This is a genomic window from Arhodomonas sp. KWT2 (assembly GCF_041949875.1).
Taxonomy (GTDB): domain Bacteria; phylum Pseudomonadota; class Gammaproteobacteria; order Nitrococcales; family Nitrococcaceae; genus Arhodomonas; species Arhodomonas aquaeolei.
In genome coordinates, this window is sequence record NZ_JBHFPQ010000050.1 from 115,196 (window position 1) to 139,070 (window position 23,875).

20 protein-coding genes, 7 tRNA genes and 1 riboswitch are annotated in these 23,875 nt (G+C 69.0%); of the genes, 8 read left to right on the plus strand and 19 right to left on the minus strand.

Annotated features, from left to right (window positions below; genetic code table 11):
- Positions 1–20: 20 nt before the first annotated feature.
- The 16 genes from ACEZHJ_RS15280 to ACEZHJ_RS15355 all read right to left on the minus strand — a co-directional run bounded on the left by ACEZHJ_RS15280 (position 21) and on the right by ACEZHJ_RS15355 (position 13,495).
- The gene (locus ACEZHJ_RS15280) at positions 21–1,946 is read right to left on the minus strand and encodes a SurA N-terminal domain-containing protein (protein WP_163138771.1); all 1,926 of its coding nucleotides are present in this window, start codon (positions 1,944–1,946) and stop codon (positions 21–23) included.
- Between the two features lie 122 nt (positions 1,947–2,068).
- Positions 2,069–2,145 (minus strand) — tRNA-Asp (locus ACEZHJ_RS15285).
- A gap of 5 nt (positions 2,146–2,150) precedes the next feature.
- Positions 2,151–2,226, minus strand: a tRNA-Val gene (locus ACEZHJ_RS15290).
- A gap of 13 nt (positions 2,227–2,239) precedes the next feature.
- Complete coding sequence (locus ACEZHJ_RS15295) at positions 2,240–2,512, minus strand: HU family DNA-binding protein (protein ID WP_163138772.1); 273 nt, start codon at positions 2,510–2,512, stop codon at positions 2,240–2,242.
- A gap of 300 nt (positions 2,513–2,812) precedes the next feature.
- Positions 2,813–5,260: an endopeptidase La gene (gene lon, locus ACEZHJ_RS15300; RefSeq protein ID WP_163138773.1), complete on the minus strand. Its 2,448-nt coding sequence runs from the start codon at positions 5,258–5,260 to the stop codon at positions 2,813–2,815.
- A gap of 169 nt (positions 5,261–5,429) precedes the next feature.
- Positions 5,430–6,710, minus strand: a complete 1,281-nt coding sequence (gene clpX, locus ACEZHJ_RS15305) for an ATP-dependent Clp protease ATP-binding subunit ClpX (protein WP_018717252.1) — start codon at positions 6,708–6,710, stop codon at positions 5,430–5,432.
- Between the two features lie 181 nt (positions 6,711–6,891).
- Positions 6,892–7,545, minus strand: coding sequence for an ATP-dependent Clp endopeptidase proteolytic subunit ClpP (clpP, locus tag ACEZHJ_RS15310; RefSeq protein ID WP_018717251.1), 654 nt, complete (start codon positions 7,543–7,545; stop codon positions 6,892–6,894).
- Positions 7,545–8,864: a trigger factor gene (tig, locus tag ACEZHJ_RS15315; RefSeq protein WP_018717250.1), complete on the minus strand. Its 1,320-nt coding sequence runs from the start codon at positions 8,862–8,864 to the stop codon at positions 7,545–7,547. The genes clpP and tig overlap by 1 nt, the downstream gene beginning before the upstream one ends.
- A gap of 52 nt (positions 8,865–8,916) precedes the next feature.
- A tRNA-Leu gene (locus ACEZHJ_RS15320) sits at positions 8,917–9,004 on the minus strand.
- A gap of 187 nt (positions 9,005–9,191) precedes the next feature.
- Positions 9,192–10,997, minus strand: coding sequence for a hypothetical protein (locus ACEZHJ_RS15325; RefSeq protein ID WP_026320953.1), 1,806 nt, complete (start codon positions 10,995–10,997; stop codon positions 9,192–9,194).
- Positions 10,998–11,038: 41 nt separating this feature from the next.
- On the minus strand, positions 11,039–11,962 hold the full coding sequence (locus ACEZHJ_RS15330) for a hypothetical protein (RefSeq protein ID WP_018717249.1): 924 nt from the start codon (positions 11,960–11,962) through the stop codon (positions 11,039–11,041).
- Positions 11,963–11,974: 12 nt separating this feature from the next.
- On the minus strand, positions 11,975–12,850 hold the full coding sequence (locus ACEZHJ_RS15335) for a hypothetical protein (protein WP_018717248.1): 876 nt from the start codon (positions 12,848–12,850) through the stop codon (positions 11,975–11,977).
- Positions 12,851–13,089: 239 nt separating this feature from the next.
- A tRNA-Lys gene (locus ACEZHJ_RS15340) sits at positions 13,090–13,165 on the minus strand.
- Positions 13,166–13,173: 8 nt separating this feature from the next.
- Positions 13,174–13,249 (minus strand) — tRNA-His (locus tag ACEZHJ_RS15345).
- A gap of 29 nt (positions 13,250–13,278) precedes the next feature.
- Positions 13,279–13,355 (minus strand) — tRNA-Arg (locus ACEZHJ_RS15350).
- A 63-nt stretch (positions 13,356–13,418) separates the two neighbouring features.
- Positions 13,419–13,495, minus strand: a tRNA-Pro gene (locus ACEZHJ_RS15355).
- Positions 13,496–13,666: 171 nt separating this feature from the next.
- Here ACEZHJ_RS15355 and folD point away from each other — a divergent pair.
- Positions 13,667–14,521: a bifunctional methylenetetrahydrofolate dehydrogenase/methenyltetrahydrofolate cyclohydrolase FolD gene (gene folD / locus ACEZHJ_RS15360; protein ID WP_163138774.1), complete on the plus strand. Its 855-nt coding sequence runs from the start codon at positions 13,667–13,669 to the stop codon at positions 14,519–14,521.
- On the opposite strand, the gene uraD is transcribed toward folD, so the two are convergent.
- Positions 14,522–15,058 (minus strand): 2-oxo-4-hydroxy-4-carboxy-5-ureidoimidazoline decarboxylase, encoded by a 537-nt coding sequence (gene uraD / locus ACEZHJ_RS15365; protein ID WP_018717246.1) that lies wholly within the window; start codon positions 15,056–15,058, stop codon positions 14,522–14,524.
- 151 nt (positions 15,059–15,209) lie between these two features.
- Here uraD and uraH point away from each other — a divergent pair, with 151 nt between their 5' ends.
- From uraH to ACEZHJ_RS15385, 4 genes are all read left to right on the plus strand, one after another.
- Positions 15,210–15,563, plus strand: coding sequence for a hydroxyisourate hydrolase (uraH, locus tag ACEZHJ_RS15370; protein ID WP_018717245.1), 354 nt, complete (start codon positions 15,210–15,212; stop codon positions 15,561–15,563).
- 39 nt (positions 15,564–15,602) lie between these two features.
- Entirely contained in the window at positions 15,603–16,799 is a 1,197-nt protein-coding gene (locus ACEZHJ_RS15375) for a urate hydroxylase PuuD (RefSeq protein WP_163138775.1), read from the plus strand.
- Positions 16,800–16,806: 7 nt separating this feature from the next.
- Positions 16,807–18,168 (plus strand): 8-oxoguanine deaminase, encoded by a 1,362-nt coding sequence (locus ACEZHJ_RS15380; RefSeq protein ID WP_163138776.1) that lies wholly within the window; start codon positions 16,807–16,809, stop codon positions 18,166–18,168.
- An 88-nt stretch (positions 18,169–18,256) separates the two neighbouring features.
- Complete coding sequence (locus tag ACEZHJ_RS15385) at positions 18,257–18,988, plus strand: GntR family transcriptional regulator (protein WP_163138777.1); 732 nt, start codon at positions 18,257–18,259, stop codon at positions 18,986–18,988.
- A gap of 9 nt (positions 18,989–18,997) precedes the next feature.
- On the opposite strand, the gene hyi is transcribed toward ACEZHJ_RS15385, so the two are convergent.
- Positions 18,998–19,780: a hydroxypyruvate isomerase gene (hyi, locus tag ACEZHJ_RS15390; protein WP_018717241.1), complete on the minus strand. Its 783-nt coding sequence runs from the start codon at positions 19,778–19,780 to the stop codon at positions 18,998–19,000.
- A gap of 68 nt (positions 19,781–19,848) precedes the next feature.
- Positions 19,849–20,088, minus strand: a complete 240-nt coding sequence (locus ACEZHJ_RS15395) for a hypothetical protein (RefSeq protein WP_018717240.1) — start codon at positions 20,086–20,088, stop codon at positions 19,849–19,851.
- 150 nt (positions 20,089–20,238) lie between these two features.
- A riboswitch (TPP riboswitch) is annotated at positions 20,239–20,344 on the plus strand.
- Positions 20,345–20,438: 94 nt separating this feature from the next.
- Here ACEZHJ_RS15395 and thiC point away from each other — a divergent pair.
- From thiC to ACEZHJ_RS15410, 3 genes are all read left to right on the plus strand, one after another.
- Positions 20,439–22,319: a phosphomethylpyrimidine synthase ThiC gene (thiC, locus tag ACEZHJ_RS15400; RefSeq protein ID WP_163138778.1), complete on the plus strand. Its 1,881-nt coding sequence runs from the start codon at positions 20,439–20,441 to the stop codon at positions 22,317–22,319.
- A 96-nt stretch (positions 22,320–22,415) separates the two neighbouring features.
- A complete protein-coding gene (locus ACEZHJ_RS15405; protein ID WP_018717238.1) occupies positions 22,416–23,240 on the plus strand; it encodes an IclR family transcriptional regulator in 825 nt (274 codons plus the stop codon).
- 76 nt (positions 23,241–23,316) lie between these two features.
- On the plus strand, positions 23,317–23,694 hold the full coding sequence (locus ACEZHJ_RS15410) for a PilZ domain-containing protein (RefSeq protein WP_163138779.1): 378 nt from the start codon (positions 23,317–23,319) through the stop codon (positions 23,692–23,694).
- The last annotated feature ends 181 nt before the right edge of the window (positions 23,695–23,875 follow it).

A 23,875-nucleotide genomic window follows, 5' to 3' on the forward strand; every position in this document is an offset into this window, starting at 1 on the left:
GCCGGCAGTGAGTCCCCGGCCTAGAGGCGGTCCTCGTAGATGGTGACGTCCGTCTCGGCGCGCAACGCCTCGACCAGGGCCGAACCGACACTGGCCGCATCGAGCTGCCCCAGACGCTGACGCAGCTGCTCGCGCTGCGCATCGGGCACGTCATCCAGGCTGCCGTCACGCACACCGCTCAGCAGGACCACCGCGTAGTCGCCGTCCGCCAGGCTGACCCCGGCACGAGTCGTCCCGCCGTCCCCGGGATGGGCCATACGGAAGAGCCGGTCGGTAACCGCACGCGGTAGCCCGCCGCCACCGTCACGGCCGACCCAGCCGAACGCCTTGTAGTCGACACCGCCACCACCGGCAGCGAGGTCCTCCGCCGTGGTGCCGTCGGCGAGCTTGTTCTCCAGCGCCTCGCCGCGCTCGCGGGCGAGGGTCGCGGTGTGCTCCGAGACGAAACGCTCACGCACCTGATCGCGGACCTCATCGAACGGCAGCGTGGTCGCGGGACGCTGATCGGCGATACGCACGACCACCGAGCGATTGTCGCCGAGCTTGATGAGCTCGCTGTTCATCCCGTCGTCCAGGACGTTCTTGGAGAAGGCCGCCTCCATCACGGACTGGTTCGAGGTGATGCCGTCGTCGCCCCCCTGGCGCGAGACCCAGTCCGTGGTCTGCACGGCCACACCCGCCGCTTCAGCGGCAGGCTCCAGGCTCTGCGGATTCTCGTAGGCGACGTTGGCGAACTCGTTGCGTACCTCGGCGTAGCGCTGCTCCGCCTTCTCCGAGGCGATCTCCTTGCGCAGGGTGTCGCGCACGGCCTCGAACGGCTTCACCTCGCGCTCGCGCACATCGGAGACACGGATCAGGTGCCAGCCGAAATCGGTACGCACCGGCTCGCTGACCGCACCCTCGTCCAGGGAGAACGCCGCCTTCGCCATCGGCTCGGAGAGATCGCCCCGGGCGACCCAGCCGAGGGAGCCGCCGTCGTCGGCGGAGCCCGTGTCGTCCGAGTACTCCCGGGCCGCCGCGGCAAAATCGATGTCGCCGCCCACGATCCGCTCACGCAGGTCCGCCACGCGCTTGCGGGCGGCCTCGACGTCGTCCCTGGAGGCATCGTCCGGCACCTGGACGAGAATATGCTGCACCTGCCGCTCGCCACCCTGGACGAAGCGGCTGTCGCGCTCGGACTCGTAGCGCTTGCGCACCGCCTGGTCACTGACATCGATGCTGGCGGCGAGCTCGTCCCGGGAGAGCGACACGTAGGCGAGCCTGACCTGCTGCGGCCGCTGCCAGGCGTCGGTATGGGCGTCGTAGTACTCGCGCAGCGTATCCCCGTCAACGCTCACCTGATCGCGGAAGGCGGCGGCGTCAACCCGCAACCAGGCCACGTTGCGCTGCTGGCGCTGCAGGGCAACGAACCGCGCGAGCTGCTCATCGGTAACGATCACCGAGCCGGTGACACCCTGGCGCAGCTGGCCGGTGGCCCCCTGCTGGCGCAGCCGGGCCTCGTACTGCTCCGGTGTCATGCCGTTCTGGCGAAGCACCGCCTGATAACGCTGCTGGGAGAACTCGCCGTTGGCCTGGAACGCCTGCTGTGAGCGGATCTGGCGGCGCAGGGCCGCATCGGTGAGCCGCAGGCCGTGCTCCCGCGCATAACTGTCGAGCACGGTGGAGTCGATGAGGTTATCCAGGGCACGGCGCCGCAGGACACCGTCACCGAACATGGACGGATCGTACTGGTCGCCGAGCATCTGCTGCAGGCGCCGGCGCTGCTGCTGGACCGCGCGGTCGAGCTGCTGCGAGGTGATCTCGTGGCCCGCGACCTCGGCGACAGGCGGATTGCTCCCGCCGGTGAAGTAGTTATAGACGCCGAAAAGCGCGAAGGGGACGATCAGGACCGCTACGATGACGTAGGCGATCCAGCCCCTGGTATTGTCACGAATAGCCTGAAGCATCGTCACCAACCATGCCGACTGGGGTTGTACACGTCCCCCGGGAGACAACCCGTGTTTTCCGGGGTTCCGGACAGCAAAAAGGCGCCGCGCGGGCGCCTTTCTGGAGTGCTGGGATAATTCGGTGGCGGAGCGGACGGGACTCGAACCCGCGACCTCCGGCGTGACAGGCCGGCATTCTAACCAGCTGAACTACCGCTCCGTTTTTGGTGGGTGGTGAGGGGATCGAACCCCCGACATTCGCCTTGTAAGGGCGACGCTCTCCCAGCTGAGCTAACCACCCCAACTGAGATTCGCTAGTTTACCGCATCCTTGAGCGCTTTACCAGCCTTGAAGCCGGGAACCTTGGACGCGGGAATGTTGATGGTCTCGCCCGTGCGCGGGTTGCGCCCGGTGCGCGCGGCACGCTCACGCACCGTAAAGGTGCCGAAGCCCACCAGCGTGACCTGATCCCCCTCGCGAAGCGCGTCGGCGACGGAATCGACGAAAGCATCGACGGCACGGGTGGCCGCCGCCTTGGAAATGTCCGCAGACTGCGCGACCGCTTCGATCAACTCGGATTTATTCATCAGAACGATTCCCCTTGGTGTTCTTTTATGGACCAACCCATTGCCCGCGACTCTGGCTGGTGCCGGCCGCGTCGGCAAAGCACCGCGGCGTAAGCCTTCCCGCATCCTAGCGTCACCTACGGAGACACACAACTCCGGGGGCGCGGACCCCTGGGACGTCCTGTTCCTATCCACCGCGTTCGATCCGCAAAGGGGATGCCCCGCACGGGGTCAACGGGAGGATAACCGTCCCGCCGTTCACCGGCGGGACGATTTATAGCAATGCCCCCGAAACGTGTCAACGCCGGGGCCACGCGCGGCTCAGTGGGTGCGGGCACCCTCGCGCTTGCGACGGCCCTTGCGCGGGGTCTCGGCCTCGCCGGCCTCCGGCTCCGCCTTGCCCGCGGGCTCCGGCCGGCGGATCAGGGCCACGTCCAGGACCTCGTCGATCCAGCGCACCGGGCGGATATCGAGTTTGCCCTTGATATCCTTGTTGATCTCGGCGAGATCCTTGCGGTTCTCCTCCGGGATCAGCACCGTCTTGATGCCCCCGCGCAGCGCCGCCAGAAGCTTCTCCTTGAGCCCGCCGATGGGCAGCACCTCACCGCGCAGGGTGATCTCGCCGGTCATCGCCACGTCCGCCCTCACAGGGATGCCCGTGAGCGCGGAGACCAGCGCCGTGCACATGCCGATGCCCGCGCTGGGGCCGTCCTTCGGGATCGCCCCCTCCGGCACGTGGACATGGATGTCACGGTTCTGGTGGAACTCCGGATCCACGCCCAGGGCCTCGGCCCGGCTGCGGACCACCGTGCGTGCCGCCTCGATGGACTCGCGCATGACCTCGCCGAGCTGACCGGTGTTGGTCAGCCTGCCCTTGCCGGGGACCACCGCCGACTCGATGGTGAGCAGCTCGCCGCCCACCTCGGTCCATGCCAGGCCGGTCACACGCCCGATCTGGTCACCCTCCTCGGCCACACCGTAACGGTAGCGCCGCACGCCGAGGTAGCGATCGATATTCTGGGTGGTGACCCGCACGGTCTCGGTCTTGCCTTTCTTCTTGGCCCCGGTGACCACCTCGCGGACGACCTTGCGCGCGATCTTGGCGACCTCGCGCTCGAGGTTACGCACGCCCGCCTCGCGGGTGTAGTAGCGCACGATGTCGCGCACCGCATTGGCGCTGATGTCCAGCTCCCCCTTGCGCAGGCCGTTGGCCTTGATCTGCTTGGGGACGAGATAGCGCTCGGCGATGTTGATCTTCTCCTCCTCGGTGTAGCCCGGCAGCCGGATGACCTCCATCCGGTCCAGCAGCGGCGCGGGGATATTCATGGTGTTCGCGGTACACACGAACATCACGTCCGAGAGGTCGAAGTCCACCTCGAGATAGTGGTCGTTGAAGGTGGTGTTCTGCTCGGGGTCGAGGACCTCGAGGAGCGCCGAGGCCGGGTCACCGCGGAAATCCATCGCCATCTTGTCCACCTCGTCGAGGAGGAAGAGCGGATTGCGGTTACCCACCTTGGAGAGCTTCTGCATGATCTTGCCCGGCAGCGCGCCGATGTAGGTCCGGCGGTGGCCGCGGATCTCCGCCTCGTCGCGCACACCGCCGAGGGACATGCGAACGAACTTGCGGTTGACCGAACGGGCAATGGACTGGCCCAGCGAGGTCTTGCCGACGCCGGGCGGCCCCACCAGGCAGAGGATCGGACCCTTGAGCTTGCGCACGCGCTTCTGCACGGCGAGATACTCGAGGATGCGCTCCTTCACCTTCTCCAGGCCGTAGTGGTCGGTGTCGAGGATGTGCTGCGCGCGATCCAGGTCGTGGCGCACGCGGGTGCGCTTCTTCCACGGCACGCTCACCATCCACTCGAGGTAGTTGCGCACCACCGTCGCTTCCGCGGACATCGGCGACATGAGCTTGAGCTTGTTCAGCTCCTGGTCCGCCTTCTCGCGGGCCTCCTGGGGCATGCCGGAGTCGGCGATCTTGTTCTCGAGGTCCTCGACCTCGTTGGGGACGTCCTCGAGCTCGCCCAGCTCCTTCTGAATGGCCTTCATCTGCTCATTCAGGTAGTACTCGCGCTGGGACTTCTCCATCTGCTGCTTGACGCGCCCGCGGATGCGCTTCTCCACCTGAAGGATATCGAGCTCGCCCTCGATCAGCGCCATTAGGTGCTCGAGGCGCGCGCGCACGTCCTCGATCTCGAGGGTGCGCTGCTTCTCCTCGATGGACAGCGACATGTGTGCGGCGACGGTATCTGCCAGGCGGCCGGGTTCGTCGATGCCCTGCAGCGAGGAGAGGATCTCCGGCGGCACCTTCTTGTTGAGCTTGACGTACTGCTCGAACAGCGACATCAGCGAGCGCATCATCACGTCGAGCTCGCGGTCGCCCTCGCCGGTGATCTCCGGGATCTCCTCGGCGTTGGCGGCAAAGTAGTCGGCGTCCTCCACAAGTGCGGAGAAGCGCGCCCGCTGGCTGCCCTCGACCAGCACCTTCACGGTGCCGTCGGGGAGCTTGAGCATCTGCAGGATGTTGGCGATGGTGCCGATGCCGTAGAGGTCGTCCGGCCCCGGCTCGTCGACCTCCGCACTCTTCTGGGCGACCAGGAAGATACGGCGTTCGCCTTCCATCGCCGCCTCCAGGGCGCGAATGGACTTGTCCCGCCCGACAAACAGCGGGATGACCATATGCGGGTACACCACCACGTCGCGCAGCGGCAGGACCGGCATGCGCCCGGTGACCGGGGTGTTGCGCTCGGCGCTCGATTCGGTGGACATAGGATTCTGGCCCTCGTGCCTGTGCCCGCGACCGCCGCAAGCGCGGCGATCGCGACGATTCGGATGTGGGGGATATGGAGCCGGGCGACTACGCTTTCAACATACGCTCGAAGGCCCGGAACACCCTGCGGGTGCCCGGGCCCGGTTCGGCTCCCCCGGAGCGGGGCGCTCAGTCGGAGGCGGCGGCGGGTTGCTGCTCGGAGCCCTCGTAGATGACGTACGGCCGGGTCTCGCCCCGGATCACCGCGTCGTCAATCACCACCTTGCTGACGTTCTCCATACTCGGGAGATCGTACATGGTGTCGAGCAGCACGTGCTCGATGAGGGTGCGCAGCCCGCGGGCACCGGTCTTGCGCGCGATGGCCTTGCGCGCCACCTCGACGAGGGCCTCGTCGCGGAACTCCAGCTCCACGCCCTCCATGTCGAAGAGCTTGCCGAACTGCTTGACCAGCGCGTTCTTGGGCTCACGCAGAATCCGCACCAGCGCCTGCTCGTCGAGCTCGGCGAGGGTTGCGACCACGGGCATGCGGCCGACGAACTCCGGGATGAGCCCGTAGTTGACCAGGTCCTCCGGCTCCACGTCGCGGAGGGTGTCACCCGTGCTCTTGCGCTCGCTGTTGGCCTTGATGTCGGCGGAAAAGCCGATGCCGCCCTTCTCCGAGCGCTGCTGGATGACCTTTTCCAGCCCCGCGAAGGCACCACCGCAGATGAACAGGATATTGGCGGTGTTGACCTGCAGGAACTCCTGCTGCGGGTGCTTGCGCCCGCCCTGCGGGGGCACGGACGCGGTCGTCCCCTCGATGAGCTTGAGCAGCGCCTGCTGCACACCCTCGCCGGAGACGTCCCGGGTGATGGACGGGTTATCCGCCTTGCGCGAGATCTTGTCGATCTCGTCGATGTAGACGATGCCCTGCTGCGCCTTCTCGACGTCGTAGTCGCACTTCTGCAGCAGCTTCTGGATGATGTTCTCCACGTCCTCGCCGACGTAGCCCGCCTCCGTGAGCGTGGTCGCGTCGGCGATGGTGAAGGGCACGTCCAGCAGCCGCGCCAGGGTCTCCGCGAGCAGGGTCTTGCCCGAGCCGGTGGGGCCGATGAGCAGGATGTTGCTCTTGGAGAGCTCCACGTCGCTCTTGGACTGGCCCGCCTCCATGCGCTTGTAGTGGTTGTAGACGGCAACCGCCAGCACCTTCTTGGCCGGCTCCTGGCCGATCACGTACTCGTCCAGGACCTCCTTGATCTCCTGCGGCTTCGGCAGCCGGCTGCCGGCCCCCGCCGCCTTCTCCTCCATCTCTTCACGAATGATGTCGTTGCACAGCTCGACGCACTCGTCGCAGACGAAAACGGATGGGCCTGCAATCAGCTTGCGCACCTCGTGCTGGCTCTTGCCGCAGAAGGAGCAGTACAGCAGCTTGCCGTTGTCGTCGCCCCTGCCGTTCTCTCTGTCAGTCATTGGTCACCCTCGAACATGGGAGAAGCATTTGCTGAAACCTTGCCTGCATTTTGGCAGGCACGCAAGTACACGCCGACGGCCGCACGGCGGCCTTTCCGGCGCCTTCCAGGGCTGGAGATGGGGGGCGGGGAAGGCAGGTTCAATGCCCGCCCCGGCGATTGTCGCCGGGGCGGGCCGCGGGTCACTCGGTGGCGCCGGCGATGCTGGAGCGGTCCTTGAGCGCGGCGTCGATCAGGCCATACTCCTGGGCCGTTTCCGGATCCATGAAGTTGTCGCGCTCGGTGTCACGCTGGATCGTCTCCATGTCCTGGCCGGTGTGATAGGCAAGGATGCGGTTGAGACGCTCCCGGGTGGAGAGGATCTCACGGGCGTGGATGTCCACGTCCGTGGCCTGGCCCTGGAAGCCACCGAGGGGCTGATGGATCATCACCCGCGAGTTCGGCAGCGCATAACGCTTGCCCGCGGCACCCGCGGCCAGCAGCAGCGAGCCCATGCTCGCGGCCTGGCCGATGCACACGGTGCTCACATCCGGCTTGACGAACTGCATAGTGTCGTAGATTGCCAGACCGGCGGTGACCACGCCGCCGGGACTGTTGATGTAGAGGTGGATATCCTTGTCCGGGTTCTCGGACTCCAGGAACAGCAGCTGCGCGATAAGCAGGTTGGCCTGGTAGTCCTCGACCGGGCCGACCAGGAAGATCACCCGCTCCTTGAGCAACCGCGAGTAGATATCGTAGGCGCGCTCGCCCCGGGCGGTCTGCTCGACCACCATGGGCACGAGCCCGGTGTTCTCGATCTCGCTGCGGATCTGGCCCTCGCGCTCGCTCATCATCATCACTCTCCGGCGGTCTCGTCAGTGGCACGGCCCAGCAGCACGTCAAGGCTCATGGGCTTGTCCGTGATCTGGGCGCGCTCGGCGATCCAGTCAACCACCTGATCCTCCATCACCTGCACCTGCAGGCTCTCCATGAGCTGCTGGTTCTGCATGTAGGCCTGGATCACCTGGTCCGGCTGGCCGTAGCTGCTGGCGATGTCCTGCAGCGCCTGCTGGAGTCGGTTGCGGTCCAGCTCGATCTCGTTGGCGCGCACCACCTCGTTGACCAGCAGGCCGAGCGCGACGCGGCGACGGGCCTCGTCCTCGAACTGGGAGGCCGGCAGGTCCGGCTCCTCGCCCTCGGCACCGTACTGCTGCATGCGCTGCTTGGTCTGCTCGCGCAGCTGCTCGATCTCGCGATCGATGAGCACCTGGGGCAGGTCGATGGGGTTGCGCTCGAGCAGCCCATCCATCACCTGCTCCTTGACCCGGGCGCGCACCGCCTGGTCACGCTCGCGCTCGAGGTTCTCGCGCACGCGCTCGCGCAGCTCCTCGAGACCGTTCTCCATGCCCAGGGCCTTGGCGAACTCGTCGTCGACCTCCGGCAGGTCCGGGGCCTCCACCGTCTTGACGCGGACCTCGAAGGTCGCGGTCTTGCCGGCGATGGTCTCGTCCGGGAACTGCTCGGGGAAGGTGTACTCGATGCGCGTCTCGTCACCGGCCTTCACGTCCACGAGCTCGGCCTCGAACTCCGAGGGCATCTGACCGGAGCCGAGCTGCACCGGCACGTCCTCGCCGCTGTTGCCCTCGAACTCCTCGCCGTCCACGGTGCCGTGGAAGTCGATGGTGACACGGTCACCTTCGTCGGCGGGACGATCCACCTCGCTGTAATCCGCCTGCTGGTGACGCAGACGCTCGATCAGCGCGTCGATGTCCGCATCGCCGATATCCGCGGCGGGGCGCTCGACAGCGACCTCCTCGATCCCCTGGACCTCGACGCTGGGCAGCACCTCGAAGGAAGCCTGGTACTCGAGGTCCTTGCCGGCATCGGTCTGTACCGGCTCGATCTCCGGCGCGGCGGCCGGACGCAGGCCTTCCTGCTCCAGCGCCTCGCTGTAGGTGCTCTGCACCACCTCGTTGAGGACCTCGCCACGGACCTGCTCGCCATAGCGCTGCTGCACCACCTTGAGCGGCACCTTGCCCGGGCGGAAACCGTTCATGCGCACACGCCCGCGCAGGTCCTTCAGCCGGCTCTCGACCTCGCTGTCCACGCGCTCGGAGGGCACCTGCACGCGAATGCGCCGGCCCAGGCCCTCCGTCGTCTCCACGGATACTTGCATCGACTACCACCTCTTGCGCGAACGCCGTGTCCGCGCCTCACGATTCAATGTCTGGTGCGAAAGGCGAGACTCGAACTCGCACGGGGGATTACCCCACTGGGACCTAAACCCAGCGCGTCTACCAATTCCGCCACTTTCGCAGTGTCCGGCGGATTATACAATCCGCGGCGAACCGCGCTAAACGGCCCGCCCACGCGCCGGGCGAGAGACGGTGCGTGGCCTGCAGCCACGCGGTGGACACAGTGCACGCACCGCAAGCGCGCGTATCCTAAACCATCGCGGGGACACACGCGAGCGCCCCAGCCCGGGCGGTGGCGGACACGGCAGTCAGCGCGGGCAGCCGACCGACTCGGCGAGGGTCAGGGCCGCCGGGTCGACACCATCACGCCGGCGACGCAGCGACCAGTCGCCGCCGCCGTCGTCACCGACCCAGCCCCAGCGCCCGGAACGGAAGTCGCCGTTCTTCGAGAGGAAGCGAAAATCGAACCAGCCGGTGCGTGCACCGTTGGTGAAGCGACCGACGAAGCCACTGCCGTCCCACATACCGGCGAGGATCCCCTTGTCGCCGTAGTCACCGACCACGAACAGGTCCCGCGCATACAGGCCCACCGGCCCGTAATCGCTGGTGTAACGTCCGTCAAAGACGTCACGGCCGAGGGACTGGGTATGCGTGGTCCCGCCGTCGCGGGTGAAGTTGCGCAGGCGCGCAGGGGCATCGCCGGTGCGTCTGCCGGTCCAGTTGCCCTGCAGGTCCTTGCCGTGCCAGGCCCACTGACCGCGGAAACGGCCATCGCCGGCACGGGTAAAGCGGAAGATCCCGTTACGCCCGCCGTTGGTGAACACGCCCGCGGCGCACCCCCCGGAGACGCGACCGACCATTACGCCCTTGTCGGCGTAGTCGCCGACCACGAAGGGCCCGGCGCGGTGCAGCCGTAGCTCACCGAAGTCGGTGGACCAGCGCCCGGCGAAGGCGTCCGGATCGGCGCCACCGCCATTCCCGGCACCACTGCCTTTGTTGACGACCCCGTTGGGTAGCTCGACGCCGCTGTCAAGGCCGGGATTCCCGGCGAGCTTGCCGACAGTGCCGTTACCGCCCTGCCCGCCGGCCGAAGCATTCCGGTTGCCGCCGGCTTTGTCACGCGTGTTGCCACCGCGGTCACGACCCGCCGTGTCCACGGCGCGCGTCCGGCCATCCACGTAGACCCGCGCGGCCGCCGGATTATCGAGGCTCACCGAGCGCACGTCGCCGTATACGCGGAAGCCGTCCGCGCCGCTGGAGACGCTCCCCTCCGCCCGACGGCCACGGGCCGTGTCGTTCGAATCGATGCTGACGCGCCGGCCCGCGACGCGGCCGTCCACCGGCTGGACGAAGCGGCCGGCGACCAGACGGTAGCCGGTGCGCCCGGCGGCGGCACCGCCGTCGATCACCACCGTATGGTCCGGCGCGCTCTCCTTGGCGGAGACACGGTACTTCATCGCCTTCACCGCGCTCTTGCCCTGCAGTGCGACAGTGACGATGTACCCGCGTACGCCGGTGAGACGACGGTGCCAGGTCCGGCCCTGGTTGCCGCGGCCACGGTCGATGGTGAAGCTCCAGAGCTTCTCGCCGTCGACGAGCCCGTCATCGCCGGGCGGGGCGAAGCGGCAGACCGTGACCTCCGTTCGACCCTTGTTGCGGCGCTCATCGCGCTTGCCCAGGGAGAGGTCGAGCATGAAGGCGCCCACCGGCGCCGGCGTGATGTACATGCGGCTGCCCGGGCCACGGATGGTGCCCTCGTAGGACGCCCCGAGAACCATTTTGCGCGGGCCTATGGTGCCCCAGCCGTTGCGGTTCATGCGGTTCCAGGCCGCAATCATGCCCTTGGTTGCCCGGTCGGCTGCCTCGCTCTTGCCAAGGCAGCCGGCGTAGATCGCCGCGGAGGCCGGCAGGGAGACACCGCCGGTTGCGACCGCGGCGCCGGCAGTACCGACGGCACAGCCAACCGCCTTGGCGACCTGGTCGTAACGGTCCCACAGGTCGGCAGCGGCCTTGGCGGGGGTCCGGCAGTTGCCGGCGTGGACGACGGACATACCCGCCAGAAGACCGGCGAGCACAGCGGTGGCGGCGGCGAACAGGCGTTTGCTGGTGTTCATCGCGGCTCTCCTCATGCAGCAGCGTTTGGCGGCGCCCGGCATCAGCCCTGCCGTGCGGGGCCGCTCGCGAGTGCCTCACCCAGCCGGCGGCCGAGCTCGGCGAGCGCCGACAGCCTGGCGGCGACGGCGCGGGAATGATCTCCGGGAACCGGCCGCCGGACCGCCGGCTCGGGAAAGAAGGCCGCCTCCGTCTCGATCGTGACCAGACATACATCATCGACCACTGCGGCGCGCACGGCACCGAAAGGCCGGAGGGCCTTCAACGCCTCGGCCAGGCCGGCGTCGAGCAGCCGCGAGGCCAGCACGGCGTTGTCCGCCCGAACCTCCAGTCCGGCACCGCGCAGCCCGGCATGAGAGACAAGAGCCAGCCCGGATGCCGGCGCACGAACCGCCTCGCGGACCGCGCCCACGATTCGCCCGCCGTCGGGTCCGACCCGGACGCTCACCCCCGGATCGCCGGACAGCCGCGCCCGGACCGCCAGGCCGGTGAACACCCGTCCACGCCCCTCGCGGCCGCGACGCAGCTCGACCTCCGCCGCCTGCAGCCGCACGCCGCTGAAGGTCCCCGCCAGCAGATGGGTCCGGGTACCACTGTGATACGCGGGGACCAGGTCCATCTCACGGAAGCCGTCAAAGGCGAGGCCGGGACCGCGGTAGGCGTAGTCGGTGAACCCCGCCTCCTGCGCGAGCGCGGGATAGAGCATTTCGGCGACGTGCCGTCGCCAGCGGTTGGGACCGCCGCGACCGATCATCCAGGCGGGGACGCCCCCCACGATCAGCGCCATTGCCAGGATCACGAGCCGGTCCTCGACGGTATCCGCACCGGCGAAGAAGACACCGAATACCGCGACGACCATCACCGCGAGCACCACCAGGCGGGACACCAACCGCCGGAGCTCGCGTCGGCGTTCGTCCTCAAGCGCCCGCACGAGCGTCTCGCGGTCCGGATCGCCTGCCACGCTCACCGCCCCGCCTCCTCACCGCTTCGCCGGCACGGTGATGCCGAGATCCAGTGCATCGTAGGCACCGCCGACCGCGGCGACCGCACCGTCGCGACCGCGGCCGCCCTCGCCCATGCGCTGCTGGAGGATCCTGCCGGTTTCGACGTCGACGACGCGCGCGACCGCCATGTGAGTACCGTCGCCGCCCAGGCGGTAGATCTCGAAGTCGAGGAGATAGCGCGCACCCTCCAGGCTGCCGGGCGCGACATCACAGGGATCGGGCATCGACCGGGCGGCCCGGCGGGGCTGCCGGTCCGCCGTCAGCCACATGGACACATGCCGCGAGCCCTGCTTCACGTCGCTCCAGAGATAGTCGCCGAACGCCCCCGGATCGGTGGCGGCCCCCACCGCGGTCAGCGCCGAGGCGACCACGCCCAGGGCCCGGCCACCGGAGATATCCCCGCCGGCGCCACCGGCCCGCCCGTCAGCGCCGCCACCCCGCTTCGGCGGCGCTGACTCGACGGAGCCCGATGCCTCGAGCAGGCGCATGGTGACCCGCGCCTCCATGCTCATGCCCTGACACTGCCCGGTATAGGTGCCCTCCAGCCGGCGCTGCCCGGGGCTCAGCCGCCAGTGGGTGACGCAGCTGTCGGCCTTGGTGGTCGCCGTGTACACCCCGGCATCCGGATCCAGCGTGAAGGTCGCCGGTGGCTTGCCCTGCGGCGCGAACACGAAACCGGACTGACACCACCGCGCACTGAGCACCCCCTCGTGACGCTGGGTAATGCCGATCGCCTCCAGACGCGCGACACTCACCCAGCGCCCCGGCACCGGCCGGGGCACGGCGGCGGCCAGGGCAGGCAGCGCCACGGCGGCGGCGAGGATGGCGAGCGGGACAATACGCTGTCTCATGGCGACGAGCTCCGGTGGCCTGGACACCCGGCCGCGGCGCCCCGCGCCACGGTCCCCGGGTGACACCCTAGCGCCCCGGCACTTACGTCGCACTTACCACCGGCCACCGGCCACCGGCCACCGGCAGGGATTATTCCGTCATCGCCACGGGATCCGGCTGCCGGACCCGGCAGCCACAAAGGGAATGCAAAGGCGCAAAGAAAAGGGGCAGGCCCGTGGGCCTGCCCCTTTCAGCGGTATGGTGGGCCGTCAAGGACTCGAACCTTGAACCAACTGATTAAGAGTCAGCTGCTCTACCAATTGAGCTAACGGCCCGTATTGTTTGGGGTGAGCGATGGGGCTTGAACCCACGACCTCCGGAGCCACAATCCGGTGCTCTACCAACTGAGCTACGCCCACCATTGTCGAATCGGCCAATCCCTCGAATCTGGCGCGCCCGGCGGGATTCGAACCCGCAACCCTCGGCTTAGAAGGCCGATGCTCTGTCCGGTTGAGCTACGGGCGCTTGACCCACAGCCCCAAGCGTCGGCACACCCGCCGGGTCGCCTGGCCAGTGCGGCGACGGTACTGGTCGGGGTGGAGGGATTTGAACCCCCGACATCCTGCCCCCAAAGCAGGCGCGCTACCAGACTGCGCTACACCCCGTGCTTCTCGTGCCGGGTCACGCCGGGCAGGCCTTACAGCCGTCGCTGCAGACGGCGGAATACTACGCAGAGCCCCCGCCGCCGTCAAGCGTTCGAGTTGAGCGGCCGGCGCCCAAGTGCGAGAATTCGGCGCCTTACTCGCCGGTCACTGTCCACCCGGAGGTTATAGCACATGAACGCGCGCATCATCGACGGCAAGGGGATCGCCGCAGCGCTGCGAAAGCGCATCGCGGGGGACGTGGCGGAGCGCGGCGACCAGGGGCGGCGCCCCCCGGGACTGGCGGTGATCCGGGTCGGCGACGACCCCGCCTCGCAGGTCTACGTGCGCATGAAGCGCCGCGACTGCGCCGAGGTGGGCATCCGCTCCATCGACCACGACCTCCCGGCCGACCTCCCGGAGGCGGACCTGCTCGCCCTGGTCGAGCGGCTCAACGCCGACGACGAGGTCGACGGGATCCTCGTCCAGCTCCCGCTGCCCGGGCACATGGACGCCCAGAAGGTGATCGAGACCATCGACCCCGCCAAGGACGTGGACGGCTTCCACCCGGTGAACGTCGGGCGCCTGACCCTGCGCCTGCCGGGCCTGCGCTCGTGCACGCCCCACGGCGTGATGACCCTGCTCGAGCACACCGGCGTCGACCTCACCGGCCTGGACGCGATCGTCATCGGGCAGTCCAACATCGTGGGCCGGCCCATGGCGCTGGAGCTGCTGAACGCGCGCTGCACCGTGACCATCTGCCACAGCCGCACCCGCAACCTCGCGGAGAAGGTCCGTGCCGCGGACGTGGTGGTCGCCGCCGTCGGCCGCCCGGGCTTCGTCGCCGGCGACTGGATCAAGCCCGGCGCGGTGGTGATCGACGTCGGCATCAACCGCGACGAGGAAGGCCGCATGGTGGGCGACGTCGACTACGCCGCGGCCGCCGAGCGTGCGGCCTGGATCACGCCGGTCCCGGGCGGCGTGGGCCCGATGACCCGCGCCACCCTGCTGGAGAACACGCTCGAGGCCGCCGACGCCCGCGCCCGCTGATCACGTCACCCGGTCGAGCAGGCGCAGCCGCGCGATGCGGTTGATCTCCGCCACGGCGGTGCGCCGCTCCTCGTCCGGGCCGTTCTCCAGGCGGCGCCCGAAGGACTCCAGGATCGTCCCGCGGTCATGGCCCTTGACCGCCATCACGAAGGGCATGTTGAACCGCTCCCAGTACTCCCGGTTGAGCCGCTGGAAGCGTTCGTACTCCTCCTGCGTGCACTGATCCAGGCCCGCCCCGGCCTGCTCCCGGGCGGAGTCGTCGGTCAGCCCGCCCTGCACCGCCGCCTTGCCCGCGAGGTCCGGGTGGGCGCGGATTACCTCGAGCTGGTCCTCCGCGGAGGCAGCATTGAGCACCGCCGCCATCGTCGCCGCGAGCGAATCCGGGGTGTCCTCGGTGACGCTCAGGCCGCGCCGGTACGCCTGCCGGGCAATCCACGGCGAGTGCTCGTAGACGTCGCCGTAATGGGCGACGAAATCGTCTTCGTTGAGCTGACTCGGTCTCGGTTCCAGTACGCCTTCCGCCATGACTTCCCCCATAACTCATTTCCGGCTGGCATCACCAGCCGGCCAAAAATGTATACACTTTTGTTTGCGTTTGTCGACAACGTGTTTTATACCTCCCAACGGACGGCCACCGGGACCACCGTCACCCACCCGCTGACGAGCGAATAACGAGGAGGAGAGTGCCATGGGCCGACTCACCACCCATATACTGGATACCGCCCACGGCCGCCCCGGCTCCGGGATCCGCATCGCGCTGGCACGGGTCGAGGACAACGTGCTGACCCCGCTGACCGACGCCGTGAGCAACGACGACGGCCGCGTGGATGGCCCCCTGCTCGAAGGCGACGCCTTCCGGGCCGGGCAGTACCAGCTCGTCTTCCAGGTCGGCGAGTACTTCGACCGGCTGGGCCTGCCCGGCGACGCGCCCCGCTTCCTCGACGAAGTGGTGGTGCGTTTCGGCATCGCCCATGCCGACGAGCACTATCACGTGCCGCTGCTCATCTCACCCTACAGCTACACCACCTACCGGGGCAGTTAAAGACCGCCGGCCGCACGAGACTCACGGGGACCCTCGGATATGGAAGCGCATCTGATGGAGTGGGCGAACCTGCTGGTTCGCTGGATCCACCTGATCGTGGGCATCGCCTGGATCGGGGCGTCGTTCTACTTCAACTGGCTGGAGAACAACCTCGAACGCACGGGCAAGCCCGCGGGGATCGCCGGCAATCTCTGGGCCGTGCACGGCGGCGGCTTCTACTTCGTCGAGAAGTACGCGGTGGCACCGCCGCAGCTGCCCGAGACCCTGCACTGGTTCAAGTGGGAGGCCTACTTCACCTGGATCAGCGGTTTCACCCTGCTGATCATCGTCTACTACCTCAACGCACAGACGATGATGGTCAATCCGGCGGTCGCCGCCCTCCAGCCCTGGCAGGCGGTGGCCATTGGCATCGCCACGCTGGTGGCCGCCTGGCTTGTCTACGACGGCCTCTGCCGGTGGCTGGGCGAGCGCCCGCGGCTGCTCGCGGCGCTGATCACCGTACTCATCGTGCTCCTGGCGTGGGGGCTGAGCACCGTGTTCAGCGGCCGCGCCGCCTACATCCACGTGGGCGCCGCCATCGGCACCTGCATGGTGGCGAACGTGTTCTTCGTCATCATCCCCTCACAGAAGGAGCTTGTGCGGGCCATGGAGGAAGGCCGCTCGCCGGATCCGCGCTATGGCAAGAACGGCCTGCTGCGCAGCCGCCATAACAACTACCTCACCCTGCCGGTACTGTTCATCATGATCAGCAACCACTTCCCCGGCACCTACGCGGCGGCATGGAACTGGGCGATCCTGGCGGCGGTATCGATCATCAGCGTGGCCGTGCGCCACTACTTCAACATCCGTCACCGGCCCGGTGCGGCGAAGCAGTTCATACTGCCCGCGAGCGCGCTGGCCTTCGCCGCGGTAGTCGCCGTTCTGAGCCCGCCGGTCCGCTCGATGCTGACGGGCGACGGGACCGGCGGGACAGTGAGCGAGGTCAGCTTCGAGCAGGTGCACACGATCATCGACGAACGCTGCACCACCTGCCACGCCCCGGAGCCCTCATTCTCGGGATACGCCAGCCCGCCCGCCGGCATCGTGCTGGAGACCGCCGCACAGATCCGCAAACACCGCGCGGATATCAAGCGCGTCGCCGTCGACAGCCACTACATGCCGCTCGGCAACATCACCGGCATCACCGACGAGGAGCGTGCCGCCCTCGGCGCGTGGATCGAGCGAAACAAGGAGTGACAGCGGCATGACGAGCCTGATCCTCGACAACGCCGCGGCCGTCGCGACCATGGAAGGCGACGACGGCGGCGTGCTCCACGACGCCAGCATCCGTATCGAGGACAACCGCATCGCCGCGGTGGGACCCGCGGCGCGCATCGGCACCGATGCCGACCGGGTGATCGACGCCCGCGGGCACATCCTCATCCCCGGGCTGGTGAACACCCATCACCACTTCTACCAGACCCTGACCCGGAACCTGCCGGCGGGGCAGGACGCGGGGCTGTTCAACTGGCTCGTGAGCCACTACCCGGTGTGGGCACGCCTGGATCCGGAGGCGATGGACGTGAGCACGCGGATCGCGGCGGCCGAGCTCATGCTCTCCGGCTGCACCACCGCCGCCGACCACACCTATCTCTGGCCCAACGGCGCCCGCCTGGACGACCAGGTCCACGCCGCGCGAGAGATGGGCCTGCGCTTCCATGCCGGGCGCGGGTCCATGTCGGTGGGCGAATCGGACGGCGGCCTGCCGCCGGACTCGGTGGTCGAGTCCGAGGCCGCGATCCTCGCCGACAGCCAGCGGGTGATCGAGACCCATCACGACGACGCGGACTATGCGATGACCCGCATCGCCCTGGCACCGTGCTCGCCCTTCTCCGTATCGCAGACGCTGATGCGCGAGAGCCTGGAGATGGCCCGGCACTACGGCGTGCACTGCCACACCCACCTCGCCGAGACCCGCGACGAGACGGCCTACTGCCTCGAGCGCTTCGGCCGCACCCCGGTGGAATACGCCGAGGACCTGGGCTGGTGCGGCGAGGACGTCTGGTTCGCCCACATGGTGCACCCGGAAGACGACGAGGTCCGGCGCCTCGGCGCACACCGCTGCGGCGTGGCGCACTGCCCGAGCTCCAACATGCGCCTGGGCTCGGGCGCCGCCCCGGTGCGCGCCCTCCGCCGGGCCGGGGCCCGTGTCGGTCTGGGGGTGGACGGCTCCGCATCGAACGACGGCTCGGACATGCTCGGCGAGGCACGGCAGACGATGCTGCTGCACCGCCTCGTGGACGGTCCCGACGCCATGGGCGCCGTGGAGGCACTGAGCCTCGCCACCCGCGGCGGCGCCGCAGTGCTCGGCCGCAATGACATCGGCCGCCTTGCCCCCGGCATGGCCGCGGATATCGTCGGCTACCGACTCGACACCCTGCCGCTCGCCGGCGGCGCGGTCCACGACCCGCTCGCCGCGCTCGTGTTCTGCCGCCCGCCGCAGGTCGCACTCAGCCTGATCAACGGTCGGCTCCGGGGCCGCGACGGTGCGCTCACGGACGTGGATCTCCCGGCACTGGTTCGCCGGCACAACGACATCGCCCGGCGGATCGCGGCGCACGCGTGAGCGCCGCCACCGTTTGCGAGGCCCGGGGGTAACCGATACATTCGAGCGGTATCCGTAACCCCTAAACATCCCGACGCGGCAGGAGACCATGGCGCAGCAACGCGAGCCACGACCGCTGGAGCAGGCGGGCCTCGAAACGCCCGGACGCGGGCGTCGCGCATCCGACGACGCCATCTACGACGCCATCTACGAGGCGGTGCTGACCCAGCGGCTGCCACCGGGTACACGACTGCCCGAGATCACCCTCGGCGAGCTCTTCGGCGTCAGCCGCTCGGTGGTCCGCAAGGCCCTCTCGCGCCTGACGGCCGACCAGATCATCGTACGCCGCCCCAACCAGATGGCGCTGGTCGCCCACCCGAGCGTCGAGGAGACCCGGCAGATCTTCGACGCCCGGCGGCTGGTCGAGGGCGAGGTGGCCCGCCAGCTCGCCGGCCGCCTCAGCGGCAATGCCCGTGAGCGGCTCGAGCGGATCATCCGCGACGAGCACGCCGCCCACACCGGCGACCGCCAGGAGGACCGGGTCCACCACTCCATGGCCTTCCACCTGTGCCTGGCGGACAACGCGCCTAACGAGGTGCTCGGCCGCATGCTCCGGGAGCTGGTGATCCGCACCTCGATCGTGATCGCGCTGTACAAGGCCCCCGGGATGAGCGCCTGCTACCTCGGTGACGACCACCAGGAGCTGGTGCGCTGCCTGGCCGAGGGCCGCGGCGACGAGGCGGCCACGCTGGTGCGCCAGCACCTCTCCACCCTGGAATCCCGGCTCGCGCTCAGCGACGAGGAGCGCCCGGTGGACCTCGCCGAGATCCTCCGGCGCTGACCCGCCGCCCTACCCCCGGAGGTAGGGCATCAGCCAGCCGAGTCCGGCCGCGGTACCGCTGCGGGGCACGTACTCGGCGCTGACCCAGCCGTCGTAGCCGAGCGCGTCCAGTCGCTCGAACACGAAGGGGTAATGTATCTCCCCGGTGCCCGGCTCGTGGCGGCCCGGGTTGTCCGCGACCTGGACGTGGCCGATGCGGGAGAACGCGGACTCGATATGCCGCACCAGGTCCCCCTCCATCACCTGCATGTGGTAGACGTCGTACTGCAACGCGAGATTGGCGACGCCGGCATCGTCCATCACTCCGAGGGCCTGGTCGGAGCGGCAGAGGAAGAAGCCCGGCACGTCGCGGGTGTTGATCGGCTCGACGAGCAGCTGCACGCCGGCGTCGGCAAGCCTCGGCGCGGCATAGCGCAGGTTGTCGACCAGGCACTCCCGCGCGCACTCCGCAGAGACGTCCCCGGGGAGCCGCCCGGCGAGGCAGTTCACCCGCGGGCACGCCAGCGCGCGAGCGTAGTGGATCGCGGTATCCACGCCGGCCCGGAACTCATCCCGGCGGTCCGGATGGCAGGCGATCCCGCGCTCGCCGGCGGCCCAGTCCCCGGCGGGCAGATTGAACAGCACCTGGCTCAGACCGCTGTCCGCCAGGGCGCCGGCGAGCACCGGCGCCGGATAGTCGTAGGGGAAATGGCACTCGACACCACGGAACCCCGCGGCGGCGGCAGCCTCGAAACGCGCCGGGAATGGGCGCTCCGTGAACAGCATCGACAGATTGGCGGCGAAACGGGGCATGGGAACTCACCGGCGGTCCGCAATGGACCGCCAGTGTAGCGCAGGGTCCCGCCGGACCGGGTAACGGGTCAGGCCGCCTCGCGCAGGCCCTCGCCCGCGGGCACGGGCTCGTGGACGGTCAACAGCGACCGGCGCTGACTCGCAAGCATTACCTCGTAGCCGGTCGCGGGCCGGCGCAGATGCGCCGCCGGATCCGGCCGGCCGCAGCGGCATTCCAGCGACACCGCCGCGCCACGGGGCACCACCTGCCACGCCGCACATGCCGGGCACTCGAGGTGATCCCAGGACTGGTTCGTGACTACGGCCATGACTGCCTCCGCTCGTTCAAAACATGACCGGACGATCACATCGCAACGGGGCGACAGGGGCATTGATCCAGATCAAACCCGCATTTGACCGGCAGACACGCCGGTTCTAGTCTCGGTGACAGTCCCCGGCCGCGCCGGGGACGTTACTGGACGAAGAAGCGGGGGTGCCCGGGTGCGACGACGCATGCCGGGCTGAGAGAGTCCCTTGGAACCTGATCCGGTTCGTACCGGCGCAGGGAGCTTTGCACATCACCGGCCACCGGCCGGCGTCCGCCGTCATCGCGGACGTGCAACCTTCCCTCCCCCCTTTTCGTCGCCTTTTCACTATCTGCGAGCAGAGGCGACACATCATGAACGACACCGATACCGATATCCGCGGCACCGCGGCCGCCCTCGGCGAGGCCGTGACCCGGCCGTTCCCGGGGTCCCGGCGCATCCACGTCAGCGGTCGCCGTGCGGACGTGCGCGTGCCCATGCGCGAGATCGTGCAGGCGGACACGCCCACCCGCAACGGGCCCGAACCCAACCCGCCGCTGGCGGTCTACGACACCTCCGGCCCGTACACCGACCCGGCCGCCGCCATCGACCTGTGCGCGGGTCTGGCACCGCTACGCGCGGACTGGATCGCCGAGCGCGGCGACAGCGAGCGCCTCGACGATCTGAGCTCGCGCTACGGCCGCGAGCGGCGTGCCGACGCCGGCACGACGACCTGGCGCTTCCCCGCGGAACGTACCCCGCGGCGGGCGCGCAGCGGCGCCAACGTCACCCAGATGCACTACGCACGGCGGGGCATCGTCACCCCGGAGATGGAATTCGTCGCCGTGCGCGAGAACCAGCGCCTGGAGGCCAGTCGCGACGATCCCGCCCTGGGCCGCCGCCACCCGGGCGAGCCCCGGGGCGCGAGCCTGCCGGAGACCATCACGCCGGAGTTCGTGCGCGACGAGGTGGCCCGGGGCCGGGCCATCATCCCGGCGAACATCAACCACCCGGAGAGCGAGCCCATGATCATCGGCCGCAACTTCAGGGTGAAGGTCAACGCCAACATGGGCAACTCGGCGGTGACCTCCTCCATCGGCGAGGAGGTGGAGAAGATGGTCTGGGCCACCCGCTGGGGGGCGGACACGATCATGGACCTGTCCACCGGCCGGGACATCCACGAGACGCGGGAGTGGGTGATCCGCAACTCGCCGGTGCCTGTCGGCACGGTACCCATCTACCAGGCCCTGGAGAAGGTCGACGGCGAGGCCGAGGCCCTGACCTGGGAGATCTTCCGGGACACCCTCATCGAGCAGGCCGAGCAGGGCGTGGACTACTTCACCATCCACGCCGGCGTGCGCCTGCCCTTCGTCCCCCTGACCGTGGACCGGCTCACGGGCATCGTCTCCCGCGGCGGCTCGATCATGGCCAAGTGGTGCCTGGCCCACCACCGGGAGTCCTTCCTCTACGAACGCTTCGAGGAGATCTGCGAGATCATGAAGGCCTACGACGTGGCCTTCTCACTGGGCGACGGCCTGCGCCCCGGCTCCATCGCCGACGCCAACGACGACGCCCAGATGGCGGAGCTGCGCACCCTGGGCGAGCTCACCGACGTCGCCTGGCGCCACGATGCCCAGGTGATGATCGAGGGTCCGGGTCACGTGCCGCTGCACCGCATCCGCGAGAACATGGGCGAGCAGCTGCGCCACTGCCACGAGGCGCCGTTCTACACCCTGGGGCCGCTGGCCACGGACATTGCCCCCGGCTACGACCACATCACCTCCGCGCTCGGGGCGGCCAACATCGCCTGGGAAGGCACCGCGATGCTCTGCTACGTCACCCCCAAGGAGCACCTGGGGCTGCCGGACAAGCACGACGTCCGCGAGGGCATCGTCACCTACCGCATCGCCGCCCATGCCGCGGACCTCGCCAAGGGCCATCCGGCGGCACAGATCCGCGACAACGCCCTGTCCAAGGCACGGTTCGAGTTCCGCTGGGACGACCAGTTCAACCTCGGGCTGGATCCGGAGCGCGCCCGGGAGTTCCATGACGCCACCCTGCCCAAGCAGGCGCACAAGGTCGCCCACTTCTGCTCCATGTGCGGGCCGAAGTTCTGCTCCATGGCCATCTCCCAGGAGGTCCAGGCGTTCGCCCGCGAGCGCGGCCTGGACGCCGACAGCGCCCTGGAGACGGGGCTCGCCGAGAAGGCGCAGACCTTCCGCGAACAGGGCGGCGCGATCTACCATCGCCGCTGACCGCTGTGCGGCCGCCCCCGCCGGGGCGGCCGCCGCCTCCCACACCGCCATCCCGATGGCATACAATTGTGGAAAATCCTTCCACGGGGAACGACGTTGGCGGAACGACAAACACGATCCACCGGCCGGCCACGCACCAGCGGGCGAAGCGCCGCACAGAGCCAGTCCCTGACCCGCGGCCTGAGCATCCTCGAAGCCCTCTCCGGCGCCGGCCACGGGCTGACGCTCTCCGAGGTCTCGCAGATGGCCGGGCTGGCGCCCTCCACCACCCACCGCCTGCTCCACACCCTGGAGCAGATGCAGTTCGTCCAGCAGGACGAGGAGCTCGGGCTGTGGCACGTGGGCGTGCGCGCCTTCATCGTCGGCAACGGCTTCATCAGCGCCCGCGACTACGTCGCCGTCGCCCGCCCGTACCTCCACCGGCTCATGGAGGAGACCGGCGAGACCGCCAACCTCGCCGTGCAGGACGAGGGCTACGCCGTGTTCCTCGCCCAGGTCGAGTCCCAGGAGATGATGCGCATGATCGTCAGGCTCGGCAGCCGCGCACCGCTGCATGCCTCCGGCGTGGGCAAGGCGCTGCTCGCCGGCATGACCGAGGCGGAGGTGGAGCGTATCCTCCAGCGCCGGGGGCTCTCGCGGGTCACCGAGAACACCCTGGACACCCCGGCGCGGCTGCACGCCAACCTCGCCGAGATCCGCGAGCGCGGCTACGCCTGCGACTACGAGGAACACGCCATCGGCCTGCGCTGCGTCGCCGCGACCCTGCACGACGAGACCGGCGCGGCACTCGCGGCAATCTCGGTCTCCGGCCCGAGGGCGCGGATCACCGACAGCCTCATGCACGAGCTCGGCGCGGCGGTCTCGCGCACCGCCCGTGAGATCACCGCCCGCCTGGGCGGCCATGCCCCGGACGGCCCGTGAACCGCCGCCGGGACTGTGCGCGACGTCCGGGAAGGACTACGCTGGCGGCAGGCAGCCGGAACACGGAGAGGGGAGCATGAGCGACAGCGACGAGCGCCGGCGCTTCAGCCGCATCGACATGGATCAGCCGGCCCGGCTCGAGGCGGACGGCGCCGGCATCCCCGTGCGGGTGATCGACATCAGCCTGCACGGCGCCCTGGTCCGACCCGAGGCCGAGGCGGCCATCGCGGATACCCCCGCCACCCTCACGATCCCCCTCGGCGACGAGGTGGTCATCCGCATGCACGTCACGCCCATGCACCGTGAGGCGGGCTTCGTCGGCCTGCGCTGCGACGACCTGCCGGTAGAGAGCGCCGGCCACCTCCGCCGCCTGGTGGAGCTCAACCTCGGCGACCCCGAGCTGCTGGAGCGCGAGCTGGAGGCCCTCGCCGGGCTCGGCGACCGCACGGACTGAGCCTGCCGTCATCCGGCCCTCACAGCACGCCGCACGACACGGCCCCCGAGACCACGATGGGAGCGCTGCACGAACGGCGTACCCGGGGGATATCACGCACCGCCGCAAGGCCCCGATTCCGCCGTGTCACCACCCGCTGAAGTCAGCCACCACGCTTCCCACGCTCGACCGCGACCGACGT

Coding starts and splice junctions, on each gene's coding strand:
- thiC (WP_163138778.1), top strand. CDS start 20,439: ATGAACGACACCGATACCGATATCCGCGGCACCGCGGCCGCCCTCGGC.
- lon (WP_163138773.1), bottom strand. CDS start 5,260: ATGTCCACCGAATCGAGCGCCGAGCGCAACACCCCGGTCACCGGGCGC.
- ACEZHJ_RS15395 (WP_018717240.1), bottom strand. CDS start 20,088: ATGGCCGTAGTCACGAACCAGTCCTGGGATCACCTCGAGTGCCCGGCA.
- ACEZHJ_RS15335 (WP_018717248.1), bottom strand. CDS start 12,850: ATGAGACAGCGTATTGTCCCGCTCGCCATCCTCGCCGCCGCCGTGGCG.
- uraH (WP_018717245.1), top strand. CDS start 15,210: ATGGGCCGACTCACCACCCATATACTGGATACCGCCCACGGCCGCCCC.
- uraD (WP_018717246.1), bottom strand. CDS start 15,058: ATGGGGGAAGTCATGGCGGAAGGCGTACTGGAACCGAGACCGAGTCAG.
- ACEZHJ_RS15385 (WP_163138777.1), top strand. CDS start 18,257: ATGGCGCAGCAACGCGAGCCACGACCGCTGGAGCAGGCGGGCCTCGAA.
- ACEZHJ_RS15295 (WP_163138772.1), bottom strand. CDS start 2,512: ATGAATAAATCCGAGTTGATCGAAGCGGTCGCGCAGTCTGCGGACATT.
- ACEZHJ_RS15280 (WP_163138771.1), bottom strand. CDS start 1,946: ATGCTTCAGGCTATTCGTGACAATACCAGGGGCTGGATCGCCTACGTC.
- folD (WP_163138774.1), top strand. CDS start 13,667: ATGAACGCGCGCATCATCGACGGCAAGGGGATCGCCGCAGCGCTGCGA.
- clpP (WP_018717251.1), bottom strand. CDS start 7,545: ATGATGATGAGCGAGCGCGAGGGCCAGATCCGCAGCGAGATCGAGAAC.
- ACEZHJ_RS15375 (WP_163138775.1), top strand. CDS start 15,603: ATGGAAGCGCATCTGATGGAGTGGGCGAACCTGCTGGTTCGCTGGATC.
- ACEZHJ_RS15410 (WP_163138779.1), top strand. CDS start 23,317: ATGAGCGACAGCGACGAGCGCCGGCGCTTCAGCCGCATCGACATGGAT.
- hyi (WP_018717241.1), bottom strand. CDS start 19,780: ATGCCCCGTTTCGCCGCCAATCTGTCGATGCTGTTCACGGAGCGCCCA.
- clpX (WP_018717252.1), bottom strand. CDS start 6,710: ATGACTGACAGAGAGAACGGCAGGGGCGACGACAACGGCAAGCTGCTG.
- tig (WP_018717250.1), bottom strand. CDS start 8,864: ATGCAAGTATCCGTGGAGACGACGGAGGGCCTGGGCCGGCGCATTCGC.
- ACEZHJ_RS15325 (WP_026320953.1), bottom strand. CDS start 10,997: ATGAACACCAGCAAACGCCTGTTCGCCGCCGCCACCGCTGTGCTCGCC.
- ACEZHJ_RS15380 (WP_163138776.1), top strand. CDS start 16,807: ATGACGAGCCTGATCCTCGACAACGCCGCGGCCGTCGCGACCATGGAA.